This window comes from Gymnodinialimonas ulvae (assembly GCF_037543845.1).
In the GTDB taxonomy this organism is placed as follows: domain Bacteria; phylum Pseudomonadota; class Alphaproteobacteria; order Rhodobacterales; family Rhodobacteraceae; genus Gymnodinialimonas; species Gymnodinialimonas ulvae.
The window spans coordinates 67,804-87,546 of record NZ_JBBIFX010000001.1; the positions used below are offsets into that span (position 1 = coordinate 67,804).

17 protein-coding genes are annotated in these 19,743 nt (G+C 61.4%); 16 read left to right on the forward strand and 1 reads right to left on the reverse strand.

The genetic code is table 11. From position 1 onward, the window contains the following. Positions 1 to 70 precede the first annotated feature (70 nt). The 15 genes from V8J83_RS00285 to V8J83_RS00355 all read left to right on the forward strand — a co-directional run bounded on the left by V8J83_RS00285 (position 71) and on the right by V8J83_RS00355 (position 17,655). Positions 71 to 1,606, forward strand: a complete 1,536-nt coding sequence (locus V8J83_RS00285; RefSeq protein ID WP_339982156.1) for a sugar ABC transporter ATP-binding protein — start codon at positions 71 to 73, stop codon at positions 1,604 to 1,606. Then, complete coding sequence (locus tag V8J83_RS00290; protein WP_339982158.1) at positions 1,603 to 2,592, forward strand: ABC transporter permease; 990 nt, start codon at positions 1,603 to 1,605, stop codon at positions 2,590 to 2,592. The genes V8J83_RS00285 and V8J83_RS00290 overlap by 4 nt, the downstream gene beginning before the upstream one ends. Next, positions 2,589 to 3,572 (forward strand): ABC transporter permease, encoded by a 984-nt coding sequence (locus V8J83_RS00295; protein WP_339982161.1) that lies wholly within the window; start codon positions 2,589 to 2,591, stop codon positions 3,570 to 3,572. Before V8J83_RS00290 ends, V8J83_RS00295 begins: the two co-directional genes overlap by 4 nt. Then, positions 3,572 to 3,886 carry an L-rhamnose mutarotase gene (gene rhaM, locus V8J83_RS00300; protein WP_339982164.1) on the forward strand — a complete coding sequence of 105 codons (315 nt, stop codon included), beginning with the start codon at positions 3,572 to 3,574 and terminating at the stop codon, positions 3,884 to 3,886. Before V8J83_RS00295 ends, rhaM begins: the two co-directional genes overlap by 1 nt. Beyond that, positions 3,883 to 5,256, forward strand: coding sequence for an FGGY-family carbohydrate kinase (locus tag V8J83_RS00305; RefSeq protein ID WP_339982166.1), 1,374 nt, complete (start codon positions 3,883 to 3,885; stop codon positions 5,254 to 5,256). The genes rhaM and V8J83_RS00305 overlap by 4 nt, the downstream gene beginning before the upstream one ends. A gap of 102 nt (positions 5,257 to 5,358) precedes the next feature. Beyond that, entirely contained in the window at positions 5,359 to 6,687 is a 1,329-nt protein-coding gene (gene hmgA, locus V8J83_RS00310) for a homogentisate 1,2-dioxygenase (protein ID WP_339985914.1), read from the forward strand. Next, positions 6,684 to 6,821: a hypothetical protein gene (locus V8J83_RS00315; protein ID WP_339982168.1), complete on the forward strand. Its 138-nt coding sequence runs from the start codon at positions 6,684 to 6,686 to the stop codon at positions 6,819 to 6,821. Before hmgA ends, V8J83_RS00315 begins: the two co-directional genes overlap by 4 nt. A gap of 3 nt (positions 6,822 to 6,824) precedes the next feature. After that, complete coding sequence (gene maiA, locus V8J83_RS00320; RefSeq protein WP_339982170.1) at positions 6,825 to 7,466, forward strand: maleylacetoacetate isomerase; 642 nt, start codon at positions 6,825 to 6,827, stop codon at positions 7,464 to 7,466. Between the two features lie 30 nt (positions 7,467 to 7,496). Then, positions 7,497 to 8,747: a fumarylacetoacetase gene (fahA, locus tag V8J83_RS00325; RefSeq protein ID WP_339982173.1), complete on the forward strand. Its 1,251-nt coding sequence runs from the start codon at positions 7,497 to 7,499 to the stop codon at positions 8,745 to 8,747. Between the two features lie 78 nt (positions 8,748 to 8,825). Beyond that, on the forward strand, positions 8,826 to 9,776 hold the full coding sequence (locus V8J83_RS00330) for an MBL fold metallo-hydrolase (protein ID WP_339982175.1): 951 nt from the start codon (positions 8,826 to 8,828) through the stop codon (positions 9,774 to 9,776). 149 nt (positions 9,777 to 9,925) lie between these two features. Further along, entirely contained in the window at positions 9,926 to 10,129 is a 204-nt protein-coding gene (locus V8J83_RS00335) for a hypothetical protein (protein ID WP_339982177.1), read from the forward strand. 1 nt (position 10,130) lies between these two features. Continuing rightward, the gene (locus tag V8J83_RS00340) at positions 10,131 to 11,747 is read left to right on the forward strand and encodes an FAD-dependent oxidoreductase (RefSeq protein WP_339985916.1); all 1,617 of its coding nucleotides are present in this window, start codon (positions 10,131 to 10,133) and stop codon (positions 11,745 to 11,747) included. Next, positions 11,744 to 11,929, forward strand: a complete 186-nt coding sequence (locus V8J83_RS00345) for a DUF2783 domain-containing protein (protein WP_339982179.1) — start codon at positions 11,744 to 11,746, stop codon at positions 11,927 to 11,929. Before V8J83_RS00340 ends, V8J83_RS00345 begins: the two co-directional genes overlap by 4 nt. Positions 11,930 to 12,008: 79 nt before the next feature. Beyond that, complete coding sequence (locus V8J83_RS00350) at positions 12,009 to 15,155, forward strand: reductive dehalogenase (RefSeq protein ID WP_339982181.1); 3,147 nt, start codon at positions 12,009 to 12,011, stop codon at positions 15,153 to 15,155. Positions 15,156 to 15,219: 64 nt separating this feature from the next. Next, positions 15,220 to 17,655 carry a GcvT family protein gene (locus V8J83_RS00355; RefSeq protein ID WP_339982183.1) on the forward strand — a complete coding sequence of 812 codons (2,436 nt, stop codon included), beginning with the start codon at positions 15,220 to 15,222 and terminating at the stop codon, positions 17,653 to 17,655. Here the strand turns inward: V8J83_RS00355 and V8J83_RS00360 are convergent. Continuing rightward, on the reverse strand, positions 17,652 to 18,425 hold the full coding sequence (locus V8J83_RS00360; protein WP_339982185.1) for a DeoR/GlpR family DNA-binding transcription regulator: 774 nt from the start codon (positions 18,423 to 18,425) through the stop codon (positions 17,652 to 17,654). The two genes, V8J83_RS00355 and V8J83_RS00360, sit on opposite strands and share 4 nt — an antisense overlap. A gap of 121 nt (positions 18,426 to 18,546) precedes the next feature. Between V8J83_RS00360 and nagA the strand changes: the two genes are divergently transcribed. After that, positions 18,547 to 19,692: an N-acetylglucosamine-6-phosphate deacetylase gene (nagA, locus tag V8J83_RS00365; RefSeq protein ID WP_339985918.1), complete on the forward strand. Its 1,146-nt coding sequence runs from the start codon at positions 18,547 to 18,549 to the stop codon at positions 19,690 to 19,692. Positions 19,693 to 19,743 lie beyond the last annotated feature (51 nt).

Here is a 19,743-nt window from a genome sequence, read left to right on the forward strand (position 1 = left end):
CCTGGTCCCGGCGCACGGCCTCGGCTGTGCGTCGGGACACTTTCTCCCAATTTGCAATCGGATGGTCCTGATGCAACAGCTCGCCCCAAGCCCGGATGCGGCGCACGATGTGCCTGTCCTTGAGCTTTCAGGGATCACAAAGACCTTTCCGGGCGTCAAAGCGCTCAACAATGTGTCGCTCGATCTTTACCCGGGGCAGGTCACAGCCCTTATCGGTGAAAATGGCGCCGGAAAGTCGACCATCGTGAAGGTGCTGACTGGCATCTATCAACCCGATGGTGGGGCGATCGAGGTCGACGGCGCGTCTGTGCAGTTCCGCTCCGCCGAGGCAGCGACCGCTGCAGGTATCACAGCGATCCACCAGGAAACCGTTCTGTTCGACGAGCTTTCTGTAGCCGAGAACATCTTTATAGGGCATGCGCCACGCGGGCGTTTTGGCCTGATCGACACCGCTGCCATGCATACAAAAGCGCGCGAGATCCTGGGCCGGATCGACGCCCCGTTTGACCCCTCTACGCCGCTCAAGGATCTGGGGATCGCGAGCAAACACCTTGTAGCCATCGCGCGCGCCCTGTCGGTCGATGCACGGGTGGTCATCATGGACGAGCCGACCGCGGCCCTTTCGCAAAAGGAGATCGAGGAGCTTTACGAGCTTGTCGACCGCCTGAAAGCCGAAGGGCGGGCGATCCTGTTCATCTCGCACAAGTTCGACGAAATTTTCCGCATAGCAGACCGCTACGTCGTCTTCCGTGATGGCGAACATGTGGGCGCGGGTCTCATGGCCGATGTGCGCGAGGGAGATCTCGTGCAGTTGATGGTCGGCCGCGCCGTCGATCAGATCTTTCCCGAACGCACCCATCAGGCTGGTGATGAAGTGCTACGGGTCGAACGGTATTGCCACCCCACCGAGTTTGACGGCATCAACCTGACCCTGAAGGCGGGAGAGATCCTTGGCTTCTACGGCCTTGTCGGGGCCGGGCGTTCGGAATTGATGCAGGCGATTTTCGGCATCACGACACCGTCCGCAGGCCAGATATTCATCGAAGGCGAGGCACGCAGCATCCGCTCGCCCGCTGACGCGATTTCCAATGGCATCGTTTATGTGCCCGAGGATCGCGGAAAGCAGGGCGCCATTCTGGGCCTGCCGATTTTCCAGAACGTCACGCTGCCCTCGCTTGGCCGGACCTCGCGCAACGGGTTTCTCAAACTCGCGCAGGAATTCACGCTGGCGCGGGAATACACCGAACGGCTGGAATTGCGCGCCGCCGCCCTCGATCAGAATGTCGGTAACCTGTCGGGCGGCAATCAGCAGAAAGTGGTGATCGCCAAATGGCTTGCCACGCAGCCGCGTGTGATCATCCTCGATGAGCCGACCAAGGGCATCGACATCGGATCGAAGGCGGCCGTGCACGCGTTCATGGCCGAGCTGGCTGCGCAGGGCTTGGCCGTCATTATGATCAGCTCGGAAATCCCCGAAATCCTGGGCATGTCGGACCGTGTCGTGGTTATGCGAGAAGGCTTGATCGCGGCAGAATTGTCACGCGATGAACTCAGCCCTGAGGCGCTCGTGCGTCATGCGGCGGGCATCGGAGGAGACCAGACATGATCTTGCGCATCCTGAAATCGCGCGAGGCACTTCTTATCGCGGTGATTGCCGCGCTTCTTGCTCTGATCGCAAGCAGGTTTCCGGCGTTCATTGAACCGACCAACCTTGTGAATGTGCTCACCGACACGTCGCCGCTTATCATTCTTGCGTTGGGGCAGGCGATTGTGATCCTCACCCGCTGCATCGACCTGTCCGTGGCCGCGAACCTTGCGCTTGTCGGCATGGTCTGCGCGATGCTGAACGTGGCCGTTCCGGGTCTTCCGATCCCGTTGATCATCCTGATCGCGCTGGGGCTTGGGGCTATTCTGGGGGCCTTCAACGGCATTCTGGTCTGGAAACTGGGCATTCCACCGATTGTGGTGACATTGGGCACGCTGACCATCTACCGAGGCCTAATATTTGTCATTTCAGATGGCGCCTGGGTCAACGCGCATGAGATGAGCGCGTCCTTCACCGGATTCCCTCGGGCCGAGATCCTCGGTCTTCCGATTCTGGCGTGGCTGGCGATCCTTGCCTCCATCGCCTTCCTTATCATCATCGCGCGCACCCCGCTTGGCCGGGCCTTCTATGCGGTCGGCGGCAACCCGCATGCGGCGGTCTATACCGGCATCAACGTGGGCAAGACGCAGTTCTGGGCCTTTGTTCTGTCGGGCACGCTGGCCGGGTTGACCGGCTATCTCTGGGTCGCGCGGTATTCGGTGGCTTATGTCGATATCGCCCGCGGCTTCGAGCTTGAGGTTGTGGCCGCCTGCGTGATCGGTGGGATCGCCATCGCAGGCGGCGCAGGCAGCATCCTGGGCGCCATCTTGGGCGCGCTGTTTCTCGGTATCATCAAGAACGCCTTGCCGGTCGTCGGCATCTCACCGTTCTGGCAATTGGCCATTTCCGGCGCGGCCATCGTGATTGCCGTGGCCTTCAACGCGCGGGCCGGACGGGCGAAGGGGCGTGTCATTCTGAAACGCGCCGAGGCGGAGGCCCTGACATGAATGAGACTGTGCGCAGCATTCCGGACCGGTTGGAAAACCCCGCGCTGAAAGCCTTCAAATCTTGGGAAACCCTGCTTCTGGCGGTGGCCATCGCGATCTTTATCACGAACTCCTTCCTGTCGCCGTATTTCCTGAATGCCTGGAACCTGAGCGATGCGACGTTCAACTTCACCGAAAAGGCCATGATCGCCTTTGCCATGGCGCTTCTGATCGTCGCCGGTGAGATTGATCTGTCCGTCGCCTCGATCATTGCGCTGGCTTCGACCGCGATGGGTTGGTCCCTGCAATTCGATCCAAGCGTCGTAACGCTGGTGCTTATCGGTCTTGGAACAGGCCTGTTGTGCGGTGCCTTCAACGGCGCACTCGTTACGGGGCTCGGCCTTCCGTCGATTGTCGTCACTATCGGCACGATGAGCCTGTTTCGCGGCATCTCTTATATCGTGCTGGGGGACCAGGGTTATCGCGGCTATCCCTCGGAGTTCAGCTTCTTTGGTCAGGGCTATGTCTGGTGGGTCATTTCGTTCGAGTTCGCCCTGTTCGCCGCATTGGCGGTGATCTACTACGTGCTGCTGCACCGCACGAATTTCGGGCGCACGGTTTATGCCATCGGCAACAACCCCACCGGCGCGCTGTTCTCGGGCATTCGCGTTGCGCGCGTGAAGTTCATCCTGTTCCTTCTCACCGGGCTGATGGCTGGTGTGGCCGCTGTTTGCCTAACGGCGCGACTGGGCTCGACCCGGCCCACAATCGCACTGGGATGGGAGTTGGAGATCGTCACCATGGTCGTTCTGGGCGGCGTTAACATTTTGGGTGGATCCGGCAGCATTCCCGGCGTTGTGATCGCGGCCTTCGTGATGGGGCTCGTGACCTTTGGCCTGGGCCTTTTGAACGTTCCGGGCATCGTAATGTCGATCTTCATCGGCGCGCTCTTGATCGGTGTGATCGCCTTGCCCCGACTTTGGGCGATGCGGAGGGGATAATGGAAAAGTTTGCGTTCAAGATGCAGTTGAACCCGGGCTGTGCCGAGGAATACATCAACCGCCATGATGAGATCTGGCCGGAATTGGTCACGCTCCTGCGTAAGGCCGGGGTGTCGGATTACTCGATTCATCTCGATGAAGAGACCGACATCCTCTTCGGGGTGCTTTGGCGCACCGATGATCATGGGATGGATACGTTGCCGGAGCATGAGGTGATGCAACGATGGTGGGCGCATATGGCTGATATCATGCAGACAGCGCCCGACAACGCCCCGGTGGCGAAACCGCTGCGGCCGATGTTCCACATGCCATGACCCACGTCGCCGTCATCGATATCGGCAAGACCAACGCCAAACTCGCGCTTGTCGACGGCGAAAGCCTCGAAGAGATTGCGGTCGTCACGCGGCCCAATACGGTGCTCGCCGGCCCGCCGTGGCCGCATTTCGATCTAGAGGGGCATTGGCGTTTCATGCTGGTGCACCTTTCGGCGTTTCAGCGTGAGTTTGGCGTCGATGCGATTTCGATCACCACCCATGGTGCGTCATGCGTGCTTCTGGACAAGGACGGCGGACTGGCCGCGTCGATGCTGGACTATGAGCATTCCGGGCCGGATGATCTGGGTGCGGATTACGATGCACGACGACCGCCCTTTGTCGAGACCGGCTCTCCTCGATTGGCGGGTGGGCTGAACGTCGGAGCGCAAATCGCGTGGATGTTTGCGCAGGAACCCGGGCTCAGGGACCGCACTGCGCAGGTGCTGACCTATCCGCAATACTGGGCTTACCGTCTAACCGGCGTCGCCTCGACCGAGCGGACATCGCTAGGGTGCCACACAGATCTTTGGCAGCCCGCCGAGGACAGACCTTCGTCACTGTCAGACCAGCTTGGCGTGACCGATAAGCTGGCACCGGTGCGTATGGCCTTCGATGTGTTGGGACCGGTCAAACCGGACATTGCCGCCGCAACCGGGTTGAAACCGGATACGCCAGTGACCTGCGGCATCCACGATTCCAATGCTTCGCTTCTGCCGCATCTTCTGGGACGGGCCGCACCGTTTTCGGTCGTTTCAAGCGGCACTTGGATCATCGCCATGGCCATCGGGGGCGCGGCGGTCGAGCTTGATCCCGAACGCGACACGCTGGTGAATGTGAATGCCCGTGGGGAGCCTGTGCCATCGGCGCGTTTCATGGGCGGGCGCGAATACGACACGCTGATCCAGGGCGCGCGCGTCTCGACGACAGATGCAGATCTGGATCATGTGTTGGCAACGCAGCTTTGGCTGACCCCGTCGGTCGCCGGCGATACTGGACCGTTTCGGGGACGCATCGCGCGGTGGAGCCCGTCGGAGCCTGCGGTCGGCTCCGCAGAGCGCGACGTTGCGGTGGCGTTCTACCTCGCGCTCATGACCCAAACCTGCCTTGAGCTGATTGGACATCGCGGCGCGATCATCGTGGAGGGGCCGTTTGCGCACAACGGCGTCTACCTCTCGATGCTGAGTGCGGCCAGCGGCTGTGACGTCATCGCGACCAGCACCGCAACCGGAACCAGTCAAGGCGCGGCGTTGCTGACGGATTGTACGCCACCGGGCCTTGAGAGTGATCCTTGGCTCGTTTCGGAGGATCTACGTGCTGCGATGGCGGGCTACGCCGCCGCCTGGCAAATGGCAGTCGCAAAAGGTCAATAGGCGTCCCGAGAGCACCCTTGTTAGTTACAAAAGCAACTGTTACCCCTGCCTGCGACAGGACGAGGGAGATTTGCCGTGAACGAACAATCGACGCCGCGCCCCATGGTGCAGGCCCCCAGCCACCCCGGCGCGCATGAGGGCTACATGCCGGGCTTCGGCAATGACTTTGAGACCGAAGCGCTGCCGGGTGCGCTGCCGCAAGGCATGAATTCACCTCAGAAGGTCAACTACGGCCTTTATGGCGAGCAATTGTCTGGCACCGCGTTCACCGACATTCGCCCGGAGCGCACCTGGTGTTACCGGATCCGGCCATCCGTCAAGCATTCCAAGCGCTACGAAAAGATCGACCTGCCGCTCTGGCGAAGTGCGCCGAATGTGGACCCGGATGTCGTGTCGCTTGGCCAGTATCGCTGGAACCCGGTCCCCCATTCCGACACGCCACTGACGTGGCTCACCGGGATGCGGACGATGACCACGGCGGGCGATGTGAACACGCAAGTCGGTATGGCCAGCCACGTCTACCTTGTGACGAGCTCGATGGTGGATGAGTATTTCTATTCTGCCGACAGTGAGCTTCTGGTGGTCCCGCAGGAAGGACGTTTGCGATTCTGCACGGAACTGGGGATCATCGATATCGAGCCGCAGAATATCGCGATCCTGCCCCGGGGGCTGGTGTACCGGGTCGAGCTGCTCGATGGCCCCGCACGTGGGTTCATCTGCGAGAATTACGGTGCCAAGTTCAACCTGCCGGGCCGTGGGCCCATCGGGGCCAATTGCATGGCCAACCCGCGCGATTTCAAGGCACCCGTCGCCGCCTTTGAGGACCGCGAAGTCCCTTCCACCGTGACAATCAAGTGGTGCGGGCAGTTCCATCGCACCGAGATCGGGCATTCGCCGCTCGACGTTGTCGCGTGGCACGGCAACTACGCTCCCTACAAATACGATCTGAAGACCTATTGCCCGGTCGGCGCGATCCTGTTCGATCATCCTGATCCGTCGATTTTCACCGTTTTGACCGCGCCATCGGGGCAGCCGGGCGTGGCCAATATCGATTTTGTCCTGTTCCGTGAGCGCTGGATGGTGGCCGAAGACACGTTCCGCCCACCATGGTATCACAAAAACATCATGTCGGAGATGATGGGCAACATTTACGGGCAATATGACGCCAAGCCGCAGGGCTTTGTTCCGGGTGGGGTGAGTTTGCACAACATGATGCTGCCCCATGGCCCCGATCGCGACGCGTTTGAAGGGGCGTCAAACGCCGATCTGAAGGCGGTGAAGCTCGACAACACCATGTCCTTCATGTTCGAGACCCGGTTTCCCCAGCATTTGACCCCGTTTGCCGCGAATGAGGCCCCATTGCAGGACGATTACATCGATTGCTGGGATAGCCTTGAGAAGAAATTCGACGGGACACCGGGCAAGAAATGACCCCAACCGCGTGGATTCTGATCGGCATCGCAATCGCCGTTTCCATCGCGTTTCCGGTGGCACTTGTGGTCATTGCGAAAGTGTTGAGCGGCGGGCGGTCGGGCAAGGAATCCGGCCAAGATGGTGGGGGGTAGTCCATGCCGCTGACCTTGTTCTCCTACTGGCGGTCCACGACGTCCTACCGCGTGCGTGCCGCCCTGAACCTCAAGGGCGTCGCCTACGAACAGGTTTCCGTAAACCTTCTACGGGGCGAGCAGCACGGCGATACCTACCGTGCCGTTAACCCCGGCTACGGCGTGCCAACGCTGATCCTCGAAGATGGCACAGCCCTGACCCAGAGCCTTGCGATTATCGATTTTCTCGATGCGACCTATCCCGATCCACCGATGCTGTCAGGGGATGCGCTGAACCGCGCGCGCCAATTGTCGGTGGCGCTTGTGGTGGCGACGGATATCCACCCGGTGAACAACCTGCGCGTGCTGTCTCAGCTTGAGGCCCGCTTCGGCGCCTGCGCCGATGCTAAACGCGATTGGATACAGCATTGGATGGCCGAAGGCTTCGCCACGCTTGAGGCGATGCTGCCCGACCGCGATGGCTTTGCCTTCGGTGATACGCCCGACCTCGCGGACCTCTGCATCGTGGCGCAATGTGTCAATGCGCATCGTTGGGGGCTGTCGCTTGCTCCTTATCCAAGGGTCGCAGATGTCGAAGCGGCCTGCCTCGCGGTGCCGCAGATCCAGGCCGCCGCCCCGGAAAACCAACCCGATGCCAACACCTGACCTCATTCAACAACTCCATTGTAGGCCCTCATGTCCGACCTGATCCGATCCTGGCTGCCCTCCGCCAACACCTCTGACACCGATTTCCCGGTCAACAACCTGCCCTACGGCGTGTTCTCCGTCGGGGATGGCGACCTGCGTTGCGGCGTCGCCTTGGGCGACCGGATCGTTGATGCGACCGGGTTGGAGGCGGCGGGGCATTTGCGTGCAGATCCGGCGGCGGATGTGCTCGACGCGCCGTATTGGAACGACTTCATGGAATTGGGACCGGAGGCCTGGGCCAGCTACCGCGCCGCCCTGACGGCTATGCTGGTCGACGGCGCAGATGACGCAGCGCAGGATACGATCATGACCTTTTCGGTCCAAAGGTCCGAAGCCACCCTGCATCTGCCGTTTCGTGTGTCCGAATTCACGGATTTCTACGCCGGTCGCCATCACGCGACCAATGTGGGCACGATGTTTCGCGGAGCGGAAAACGCGCTGCCTCCGAACTGGTTGCACATGCCCATCGGCTACAACGGGCGGGCCTCTTCGGTGGTGGTCTCGGGCACCGACATCCAGAGGTCCTGGGGGCAGGTGAAGGGACCGGGTGAAGACGCTCCGCGTTGGGCTCCGTCTGCCCGGTTCGATATAGAGCTTGAGATCGGAGCGCTTGTCGGGATGCCGTCAACCGGCCCGCTGAGCGTCGATCAGGCCTTCGCAAACATCTTCGGCTACGTTCTTCTCAACGATTGGTCAGCGCGCGATATTCAGGCTTGGGAATACCAACCGCTTGGCCCGTTTCAGGCCAAGGCCACGGCCACAACGATCAGCCCCTGGATTGTGACTGCTGAGGCGCTGGCAGCCTTTCGGACACCAACGCCGCTGCGCGAACGCCCGTTGTTGCCGCATCTGCGTGACACCGGGCCGATGAACCACAACATCGCCTTGTCGGTCCTGCTGAACGGGGACACGATTGCCCGGACCAATGCGAACGAGCTTTATTATTCCAGCGCGCAGCAGCTCGCCCATCACACCAGCTCTGGCTGCCCGATGCGGGCGGGCGATCTGCTTGGCACCGGCACGATCTCCGGCCCGGAAACGCATCAACGCGGCTCGCTTCTTGAGTTGAGCTGGGGCGGCAAGGAGCCGATCGAGACCTCCTCTGGCCCGCGCAGTTTCATCGAGGATGGCGATACTCTGACCCTGCACGGCGTCGCAAAGGGCAACGGCTACAGTATCGGCTTCGGCCCCTGCACCGGTAAGGTCTTGCCTGCCGCCAGCGATCCCTTCGCGACCTGACCCCTTTTATCTTGCCCAAACAACCTCAGCCGGAGGCTTGTTCAAGCCGCCAAAGGCACATCGATAAGGAAACGCACCATGGCCAAAGCCTTCGCATCCCAAGGCGACATGACCGAGAAGACAATCACCTTCGACGAGATCGGCGACGGCCTATACGCCTTCACCGCTGAAGGCGATCCCAACTCCGGCGTCATCATTGGCGATGACAGCGTCATGATCGTGGAGGCGCAGGCCACGCCCCGCCTCGCCCAAAAGGTTATCGACTGCGTGCGCACCGTCACAGACAAGCCGATCTCGCACCTCGTGCTAACCCATTATCACGCCGTCCGCGTGCTGGGTGCTTCCGCCTACGACGCCGACCAGATCATCATGTCCGATGCCGCGCGCGGCATGGTGATGGAACGCGGCCAGGAGGATTGGGACAGCGAATTCCAACGCTTCCCTCGCCTGTTTGAAGGGCATGAATCCATTCCCGGTCTGACCTATCCCACCACCACCTTTTCGGACAGCATCACCGTCTACCTCGGCTCCCGCCGCGTCGATATCGCTCACATCGGCCGCGCCCACACTGCGGGTGACGCCGTCATCCATGTGCCCGACGCCAATGTGCTGTTCACCGGTGACATCGTCGAGGACCACTCGGCGTGTTACTGCGGCGATGGCCACTTCGCCGACTGGGGCAACACCCTCGACAACATCGCGGCCTTCCAGCCTGACGCCATCGCACCGGGCCGGGGCGGCGCGCTGCTCGGAGAGGACGCCGTCGCCCGCGCCATCGCCTCCACCCGCGACTTCGTCGAAAGCACCTACCGCCCGGCTGCCCGCGTTGCTGCCAAAAACGGCACCCTAAAAGACGCTTGGGACGCGGTGCGCGAAGCCTGCGATCCCAAGTTCTCCGACTACGCCATCTACGAGCACTGCCTGCCGTTCAACGTCGCCCGAGCCTACGACGAGGCGCGAGGCATCACTCACCCCCGCATTTGGACCGACAAACGAGACATCGAGATGTGGGAGCAACTGCAGGGATGACCCTGTCGGAACACATTGCAAAGATGGCCACCGGAGAGTTTCTTGCAACAAGGACCACCGCAGAGATCCTTGCCTTTTCGATCCAAATGGTGGGGCTCGTTATATTGCTCCCCGCGATTGCCATATTCTGGGGCAGCGCCTTGCGGTGGATGTTCAAGACGGTGACGCATCCGGATTTTGGGCCGTCCTCGGTCTCCGGATCGCGGATTCCGATGGAACAGGGCAAAGTGCAATTGGCCCGCATTCGGGCAGGACGCGCAGCTCGCATCGCCAAATGGTCTGGCCTCGTCGGGATGGCCTTCATCATTGCGGGGGCCCTTATTATCGTCAATTTCACGGATGGAACGTATTGATATGGTCGGAGCTACCTACGCCCTTGCCCACAAACTGTACCCCTATGCCCCGGTCCCCGACCAACAGCGCGTGGCCCACCACCCGGTCATCATCATCGGCGGCGGCCCCATCGGCGTGGCCACGGGCCTTGACTTGGCGCAAAAAGGCACGCCTGCCCTGATCCTCGATGACCACGAGGGCGTCGGCCAAGGCTCCCGCGCGATCTGCTTCGCCAAACGCACGCTGGAAATCTCGGACCGCCTCGGAGCTGGATCCGCAATGGTGGACAAGGGCATCGTGTGGAACGTCGGCAAAGTGTTCCACGGCGATGAGAAGGTCTTCGAATTCAACCTTCTGCCCGAAGACGGCCACAAGAACCCCGCCTTCATCAACCTTCAGCAGCCCTACTTCGAGAAATTCCTGATCGACGCCCTGCGCCGGGCCGAAGATGCGGGTCAGCCGATTGAGATCCGAGGCCGGAATGTCGTGACTGGCCTGTCCCAAACCGAGACCCATGTGATCCTCGACATCGACACACCCGACGGTCCCTACAAGGCTACCGCCGATTACGTTATCGCCTGCGATGGGGCTCGCTCGCCCACCCGCGAACTGATGGGGCTGACCTTCGATGGACGCGTGTTTGAGGATAACTTCCTGATTGCAGACGTGCGGATGACGGCTGAATTCCCGACAGAGCGGTGGTTCTGGTTCGAGCCACCGTTTGAGGGTGCGGGTCAATCGGCGCTTCTGCACAAACAACCCGATGATGTCTGGCGCATCGATTTTCAGCTTGGCTGGGACATCGACCGCGACGCGGAGTTGAACGAAGGCCGCATTCGGGAGCGGATCGATGACTTCCTGCCCGATGGTACGGAGTATGAATTGGTCTGGACCTCGATCTACACGTTCCAATGTCGCCGAATGGATCGGTTCCGCCATGGTCGCGTGCTGTTTGCAGGTGACAGCGCGCATCAGGTCAGTCCTTTTGGTGCGCGCGGGGCGAATTCGGGCATGCAGGATGCCGACAACCTCGCCTGGAAGCTTGATCTTGTGCTCAAAGGCCTGGCCTCGGAGGCCTTGTTGGACACGTATCACGAAGAACGCGCCCACGGGGCGGACGAGAATATCCTGAACTCCACCCGCGCCACGGATTTCCTGACGCCGAAATCCGCGATCTCCAAGATCTTCCGCGACGCCGTTTTGACGCTTGCCCGCGATCATCCCTTTGCCCGGCCGATGGTCAATTCCGGGCGACTTTCGGTGCCCTGCACCTATGATGGCCTGTCGCTGAACACGTCCGACGAACTTCCCGGTGGACCGGTCCGGTCCCGACCCGGAAGCCCGTGCCCCGATGCTCCAGTGACGGACGGCTTTCTTCTAGATGATCTCAAGGGGCGCTTCACGCTTCTTGCCATCGATATGGACCTGCCCGCACACGCGGAATTACCCGGCATCCGCTTGAATACGATCCGCCTGAGTGGCGCGGGCGTCTCGTCCCTGCTGCGCGAGCGCTACCTTGGTGCCGCGCCCGGCGCTCTCTACCTCATCCGACCCGATCAGCATGTCGCCGCACGGTGGGAACGCGCGACATCGGAGCAGGTCCTTCAAGCCCTCAAAACTGCGATAGCCCAGACATGACGCTCAACACCGAACCGAACATCCCCGACGCGGATGGCTTCTATGACGAACTGCTCGCGGCCCATCATGGCCTTACGAAGGACCAATCCGATGCCCTGAACGCGCGGCTGATCCTGATCTTGGCAAATCATATCGGGGATCGTGACGTGCTGCGTACGGCTTTGAACGCGGCGCACGGTTGAAAGCGGCTATTGCCAAGCCCGTAGAATGCGGTCGACACTGCGCAGTGCGGACGTGACCTCAAGACTTGGACAGCCCCCGATGGGTATGCGTATCTTCTCTGACAAGAACCGGCCTGTGCATCTTGGACGACATCGGCTCGAAACCTGTGCAAGGATCGCGGTTGCGGACCTGTCCCAAGCCCCGCCGTTCTCGCCGCTGTCGTTTGCGCATGACCATCGTCCGGCGTCCATCGTAAACGCCATGCGCGACCATGCCGCGATGCTCGACGCGATCCGCGATGGGCTTATCAACAAGGCTGTTGCCGTCACGCCCGATGACGCGAACGAACGGGCCAACCACCTCAAGGCGTTTGGATATTTCTCGGACGCGTCGCTGGTCGGCACCTGTGTCTTGCCCGACGAAGCCTTGCTCGATCCGCCGTATCTCAACCCAGACATAGCGCGCTTGGCCGAGGATCTGCGCACGCGGCAGACCAAGACGCTGGCCTCGGGGATCGACCTGATCATGGCCGATCTGAAGGAGTCGATGGAGGCGCCGCCCACTACCATCGAAGGCCACACCCATGCGATCGTTTTTCTCTACGCCCATCCCCGCGCGCCGAAACCGGATGAGCCCGGAACCGATTGGATCGCCGATGCAATGGACCACCGCTCCTGCCTGCTCGCCGCGGAGACGGCAGTTGTCATCGCGAATTACCTGCGGGTTCTGGGGCATGACGCGCGCGCACACACCGCTTCGACTTCCGATGTCGATCTGAACTGTCTGGCGGTCGCTGCCGGTCTTGCGGTGCCTGGGCAGGGCGGTCTGATTGCACCGTTCATCGGGGCGGAGTTCGGCATCGCCGCAGTCACCACGTCCTATGTTATCGCGCCGGACCGCCCCCTTGATCCCGCCGCGGATATGCGGCTGGAGCCACGCCCCTATGCCAAGCGACGGTTCGTCGATGGGGCGCATTCGTTCGAGACCCTGAAACGCGTGGACGATCCAACCACCTTCATCGACGAGGCGCGCGTTCCGCGTGTTCCGAAACGCTCGGACATGTTCGCGCGGGCGCAATTCGGGGACATGGGCAAACCGATTCAGGATGGGGCGAAGGGCGGGTATTATGTCCGCAAATCGGCACCCTCAGCCGCGCAGCGTCGTGCCTTGGGGGCATTTGTTCTTCTACAAGATGGGGTAACCGCACCGGTCAAGCAGCGCCTTAACCCGCAGGACGCAGCCGAGCTCGTGAAGGCGACTAGCTACTTTCTTGGCGCTGACGCCGTGGGCCTCAGCCGCTGCCCGGATTGGACATGGTATTCCCATGATGCCGCAGGCGCGCCCATCGACCCGCCCCATGACAATGCAATCTCCATGATCATCGACCAGGGGTTCGAGACAATGGAGGGCGCATCCGGCGACGATTGGATCAGCGTGGCGCAAAGCATGCGCGCCTATTTGCGGTTCTCGCTATTGGGTGGTGTCATTGCGCGGCAGCTGCGCAACCTCGGTTACAAGGCCAAGGCCCATAGCGTGATAGATGGTGAAGTGCTGCAACCGCCGCTGCTTTTGCTGAGCGGCCTCGGAGAGGTCAGCCGGATCGGCGAGGTGATCCTGAACCCTTACCTTGGTCCACGGCTGAAATCCGGCGTTGTCACCACCGACCTTCCGTTGGCCCACGACAAGCCCATCGATTTCGGGCTGCAGAGCTTTTGCGAGGCGTGCAAGAAATGTGCCCGCGAATGCCCATCGGGTGCGATCACGGCGGGTCCGAAGTTGATGTTCAACGGCTATGAGATCTGGAAATCCGATAGTCAAAAATGCGCCACTTACCGGATCACAACCGAAGGTGGCGCGATGTGTGGACGTTGCATGAAGACCTGCCCATGGAACCTTGAAGGGGTCTTGGGCGACGCGGTGTTTCGCTGGACGGCGATGAATGTGCCCGGTACCGCGCCCGTGTTGGCGAAGTTGGACGACCTGATGAACCGCGGCGACCTTAACCCGGTCAAGAAGTGGTGGTGGGATCTGCAGATTGAAGAAGACGGCGGGTATCGTCCCACGAAAAAGCCGGTAAATGCGCGCGGTCTGGAGAAGGATCTCGACCTGCGCTACGAGGATCAAACGCTCGCCGTCTATCCCGCGCCGCTTGTCCCGCACCCTTATCCTTATCCCTACCATATGGACCGCGAAGCCGGGATCGAAGCCTATCAGCAGATGATCACTGCCGACGCCTACAAGGCCCGGTTGGCCCGCGGCGAAGACCCGGCTCACAAGACCCGCGGCTACGACGAAAGCCCGGTGTTGCGTGTTCAGATCACCAAGGCCCGGCAGACCGCGAATGATATCACGGTCTACGAATTCGCCAGCCTCGACGGTTCTGATCTTCCGGCCTGGGAGGCGGGCGCACATCTGGATATCGTCGTAGCACCCGAATTCCTGCGGCAATACTCGATGTCCGGGGATCCCGCCGACCGGTCCAGATACCAGATCGGCGTGCTGCGCGAAGCGAATGGTCGTGGCGGCTCCGCCCTCCTGCATCGCATTTTTAGTGAAGGCCGCAAGGTCTTTATCTCCAAACCCATCAACCATTTTCCACTCCATGAAGGCGCCACGATGACTTACCTTATGGGTGGTGGGATCGGGATCACCCCGATGATCGCAATGGCCCATCGCCTTTACGCCTTAGGCAAGCCGTTCGAGATGCATTATTCGGGCCGCAGTCGTGATGTGATGGGGTATCTGGAGGTCCTTGCGGATGTGGTTTGGCGCGACCGGGTGCACTTGCATGTCTCGTCAGAAGGCGCGCGTGCCGATCTGGCTCGGATCGTGCAATATCAAGACGGCGCGCATGTCTATGCCTGCGGAGCTGAGCCCTACATGGCTGCCGTGATGGAGGCGGCTGAGGCGGCGGAGTTCCCCGAGGACAATCGGCATCTGGAGTATTTCTCCGTGCCTGATCTGCCGGAGTATGAAAACCACGCCTTTCGGGTCAAGCTGCTGAAATCCGATCTGGAATTCACGGTACCAGAGGATAAGACCGTGGCCGATATGCTCGGCGTCCATGGCATTCACGTTGATCTGAAATGCTCCGATGGGATCTGCGGCGTGTGCAAGTGTGGCCTTGTCTCCGGTGAGGTGGAGCACCGCGATTTCGTACTGTCGAAAGCGCAGCGCGAGACGACAATGATCACCTGCCAATCCCGCGCTAAGTTGGCCGGTGATCTTATCGAATTGGACCTATGATCGCACGCGGCGAGCGGGTGACCTGACGATGGAACAACACCGTGTCGATTAAGGGACTTGGCCATTGAAATCACGCACCAAGGTTGCCGTCATTGGCGGCGGCATCGCAGGATGTTCCACACTCTACCACCTCACGCAGGAGAGGTGGTCCGATGTCGTTCTGATCGAGCGCGATGAGCTTACGTCCGGCACCACGTGGCATTCCGCGGCGCAGGTGACGAATTTCGGGATGACCCAGACGATGGTGGGGCTCAAAAGCCATTCCATCGCGCTCTACAAAAAACTCCGCGACGATCCCGACTATCCGGTTGGATACCATCACGGCGACGGGGGCATTCGTCTGGCCAATACCGAAGCGCAGATGCAGGCGTATCGGCATTTTTCCTCCATGGCACGCGGGATGGGTGTGGAGTTCGAGGTGATCGACGCCGAGGAATGCGCGCGCCGCCATCCGTTGATCTCCACCGAAAACCTTCTGGGCGGGCTTTGGGATGGCGAGGACGGCGATATTGACCCCGCGCAGCTTTGTCAGGCGTTGGCGTTTCACGCCCGCAAGGCAGGCGCCGAGGTCTATCGCAGCACCGATGTAACCGCCCTGACCCAGCATGGCGACGACACCTGGACCGTGCACACCAACAGGGGCGACATCGATGCCGATATCGTCGTGAACGCCTGCGGGTACCGGGTGAACGAGGTGGGCACGATGATGGGTGTGCAGCACCCGGTCGCCTCGATGGAACACCAGTATTTCGTTACCGAGGACATCCCCGCCATCGCCGAAGCCGGGCATCGGATGCCGCTTTTGCGCTGCCCGATCAGCGATTATTATTCGCGACAGGAAAAGGGCGGTTTGCTGGTCGGATTCTATGAACAGGATTGCAAGACCTGGGGGATGGACGGGATCAGCCCGGCGTTTTCCAACGATCTTTGCCCCGACGATCTGGACCGGGTGATGGACGTGTTGGAAGGCGCGTTTGAACGCATGCCTGCGCTGGCCGAGGTTGGGATCAAACGCATCGTGAACGGCCCGATCACCTACACGATCGATGGGGCACCGCTGGTCGGCCCGATCCCGGGCAAGCGCAATGCGTTTTGCATCATTGGTCTGCGCGCGGGCGTGGGCGAGGGCGGCGGGCATGGCTGGCTTCTGGCGCAGCAGATCGTGCATGGCGAGGCCTGCTACGACACTTGGGTGATCGACCCGCGCCGGTTCACCGGCCATGCGACGGTCGAGTTGACGGCGCTCAAGGCCATCGAAGATTACCAGAACGAATTCCGCTTCCATTTCCCGCACGAGCACCGCCCCGCCGGTCGCCCGGCCAAGACAACGCCACTCACCCCGGTGCTGGCCGCTGAGGGAGCTGAATTTACCGTGGTGAACGGTTGGGAGAGGGTCGATTACATCAAGCCGTCGCCCGAATTTCACCCGTCCCTGAGTTTCGATTTCGACGAGACCTTTGACCTGATCGCCGCCGAGGTTGCCAATGTCCAGACCAACGTAGGCCTGTGTGAGGTCAATGGCTTCAACCGGTTCGAGATCACCGGCACCGATCGCCATACGTTCCTTGATCGGCTGTGTTGCGGCACTGTGGCCAAACGCGCAGGCCGGGTCGGGCTTGGTTATCTGCTGAATGCGCACGGAATGCTGAAAACCGAGGCGACTTTTGCCAATCTTCCGGCCAGTGATCGGGGTCCCGAGCGGGTCTGGTACGGGTCTGCCGCCGCGGCGGAATTTCACGATATGGACTGGCTCTTGTCGCATCCTGGGGCAGATGAAGATGTGCAAATCCGATCCCTGACCAACGATCAGACCATCCTCGTGCTGGCTGGACCAAAGGCGCGCGACGTGCTCAGCGCTTGCGCGCGCGGCGATTGGTCGGCGCAGGCCTTCCCGTGGTTGAGCGTGCGCGAGGCCTTTGTCGGGTTTGCCCCCGCAACAATCATGGCGGTCAGCTTTTCCGGCGAACTGGCCTATGAAATCCACGTCCCAAATGCTTCGCTTTACCCGGCTTACCTTGCCTTGCGCGAGGCGGGGTCGTCCCATGGTCTGAAGCTGTTCGGGGCGCGCGCCGTGGATTCCATGCGGATGGAAAAGGGCTTTCTGCATTGGAAGGCCGATATCCTGACGGAATTCGACCCGTTCGAGACCGGGCTTTCGCGCTTCGTGAAGCTCGACAAGGGCGATTTCGTCGGGCGTGACGCCCTGCTGAAGCGGCGGGAAAACGGCCCCACCAAGCGGTTGGTCACGTTGGAGATCGCAACCGACCGGGCCCCGGCCCATGGCGGCGCGTCCCTGATGCGCGATGGCAGGGTCGTGGGCACGATCACGTCCGGGGATTGGGGGCATCGTGTCGGCAAGAACCTCGCCTACGCCTTCGTCGAACCGGAGCTGTCGAACGCGGGTACAGCCATTGAACTGGACCTCTGCGGTGAGATGGTACCTGCCACCGTGATCCCCGCCACGATCTATGACCCCAAGTTCAGATTGCTGCGCGCCTAGCTCGTCGCTGATCCGGCCAGCAAAACCTCCGTTTGCCATGTGCGGCACGCAGTTGCGAGCGGTGCTGGAAGGACGCGATCGGTGACAAATGTGTGCATGTCGGCCAGCGAACATATCCGCCCCGGTGCACTGCGTTGGAATTTCGAATGGTCCGCGACCAGGATCGGTGCGCGGGTCTGCGCGATGATCGCCTGGCTAACGCCGACTTCCTGAATGTCGTAATCCAACACGTCGCCGTCCGGGTCCAGCGCCGAGCACCCCATCACCGCAAAGTCGAACTTGAACCGCCGGATCGCATCGACCGTCATCGCACCGATCAAACCACCATCCCCGCGGCGCAACGTACCGCCGGTGACGATGACCTCGCAATCGGGGTTGCGGTCCAGGGTATGCGCGACGTTCATGTTGTTGGTCACCACAAGCAGGTTCTTATGCGTCAGAAGCTCGGCCGCGACGGCCTCGGTACTGGTGCCGATGTTCAGGAAAACCGAGCAATCATTGGGGATCTGCGCGGCACAAAGCCGTGCCATTGCGGCTTTCTCCTCGGCCAGAAACGCGCGCCGTTCGCCATAGGCCAGGTTCGTTGTCCCGGACGCCAATACCGCGCCGCCATGCACCCGGCTGAGGTGGCGCGCCTCGTCCAGATCGCTCAGGTCGCGGCGGATGGTCTGGACCGTCACGTCAAAATGCGCGGCCAGCCCTTCGACCGTCACCTTGCCCTCGCGCCGGGCGATGTCGAGGATCTCTGTTTGACGAAAACTGCTTTTCATACCTGCACTCCCACAAATGTTTTGGCGGATGAAAGGCCCTGCAGGCAAGGGCCATTCGCCCTTGACCTCGTCCGGGGCGATGCTGGACACCTGCGGGGTCGCCGCTGATATGGACCTGCCCATGACCGCCTCTCACCGCGCCTATACCGGAGCCCGCGTATTCGATGGCGAGCGCGTCTTTGACAGCCATGCCGTTGTTGTTGATGGCGGTCTGGTTGACGGGATTGTCGATGCCCGCGATGTGCCGTCCGGGATCGATGTAGTGGAACTGGACGGTGGCCTTCTCAGCCCCGGTTTCATTGATCTGCAGGTCAACGGCGGCGGCGGCGTGATGCTCAACGACGCGCCAAACGCGACTACTCTTCGCAGAATGGCGCAGGCGCATGGGTCGCTTGGTGTGACGTCGTTCCTTCCCACGTTGATCACCGACACGCCAGAGCAGATACGTGCCGCGATTGAGGCGGTTGAAACAGGCGGCGTGCCTGGCGTCGTGGGCCTGCATCTGGAAGGACCGCATCTGGACCCGGCCAAGAAAGGGGCCCATAGCGCGGCCCTGATCCGGCCCATGTCAGACGCGGATCTGGCGCTTTATCAGGAGGCCGCGCAGTGTCTGCCATACCTGATGCTGACCCTTGCGCCCGAGGCTGTCACGAAGGCCCAGATCGCGGCTCTTGTTGAGGCGGGCGTTCGCGTTTCACTGGGCCATTCCAACGCCAGTTTTGCGGACGGTCAGGCGGCAATCGCCGCGGGTGCGTCGATGGTCACGCATCTCTTTAACGCAATGAGCCAGTTGGGCAGCCGCGAACCCGGCCTCGTCGGCGCAGCATTTGCCAGCGGGGCCGTCTCCGCGGGGCTGATCGCAGACGGCGTCCATGTTCACCCCGCAAACGTGCGCGCGGCGCTCGCTGCGAAAAGCGGCCCTGGGCAGGTGTTTCTCGTGTCCGATGCCATGGCTGTTGCGGGCACCGATGTTACTTCCTTCACGCTCAATGACCGCACGATCCAGCGGCAGGATAACCGTCTGACACTTGAGGATGGCACGCTCGCGGGGGCAGACCTCGACTTGCTGACCGCGGTGCGCAACATTGTGGACTGGAAAGCGGCGCCGCTAGAGCAGAGCCTCGCCATGGCGACCTCCATCCCCGGAGACTTGTTGCCCCAGTCACCGGGCCGGATCAGGCCCTGCGCTTCGGCGGATATGATCCATCTGACCAGCGATTTGACCGAAATTCAGGGCGTCTGGCGGGCCGGGCGGGCGCTCGATTAACCGCCATCGACAACGCCGTCCTCCGCCCATACCGTCCGTCAAACTACGGAC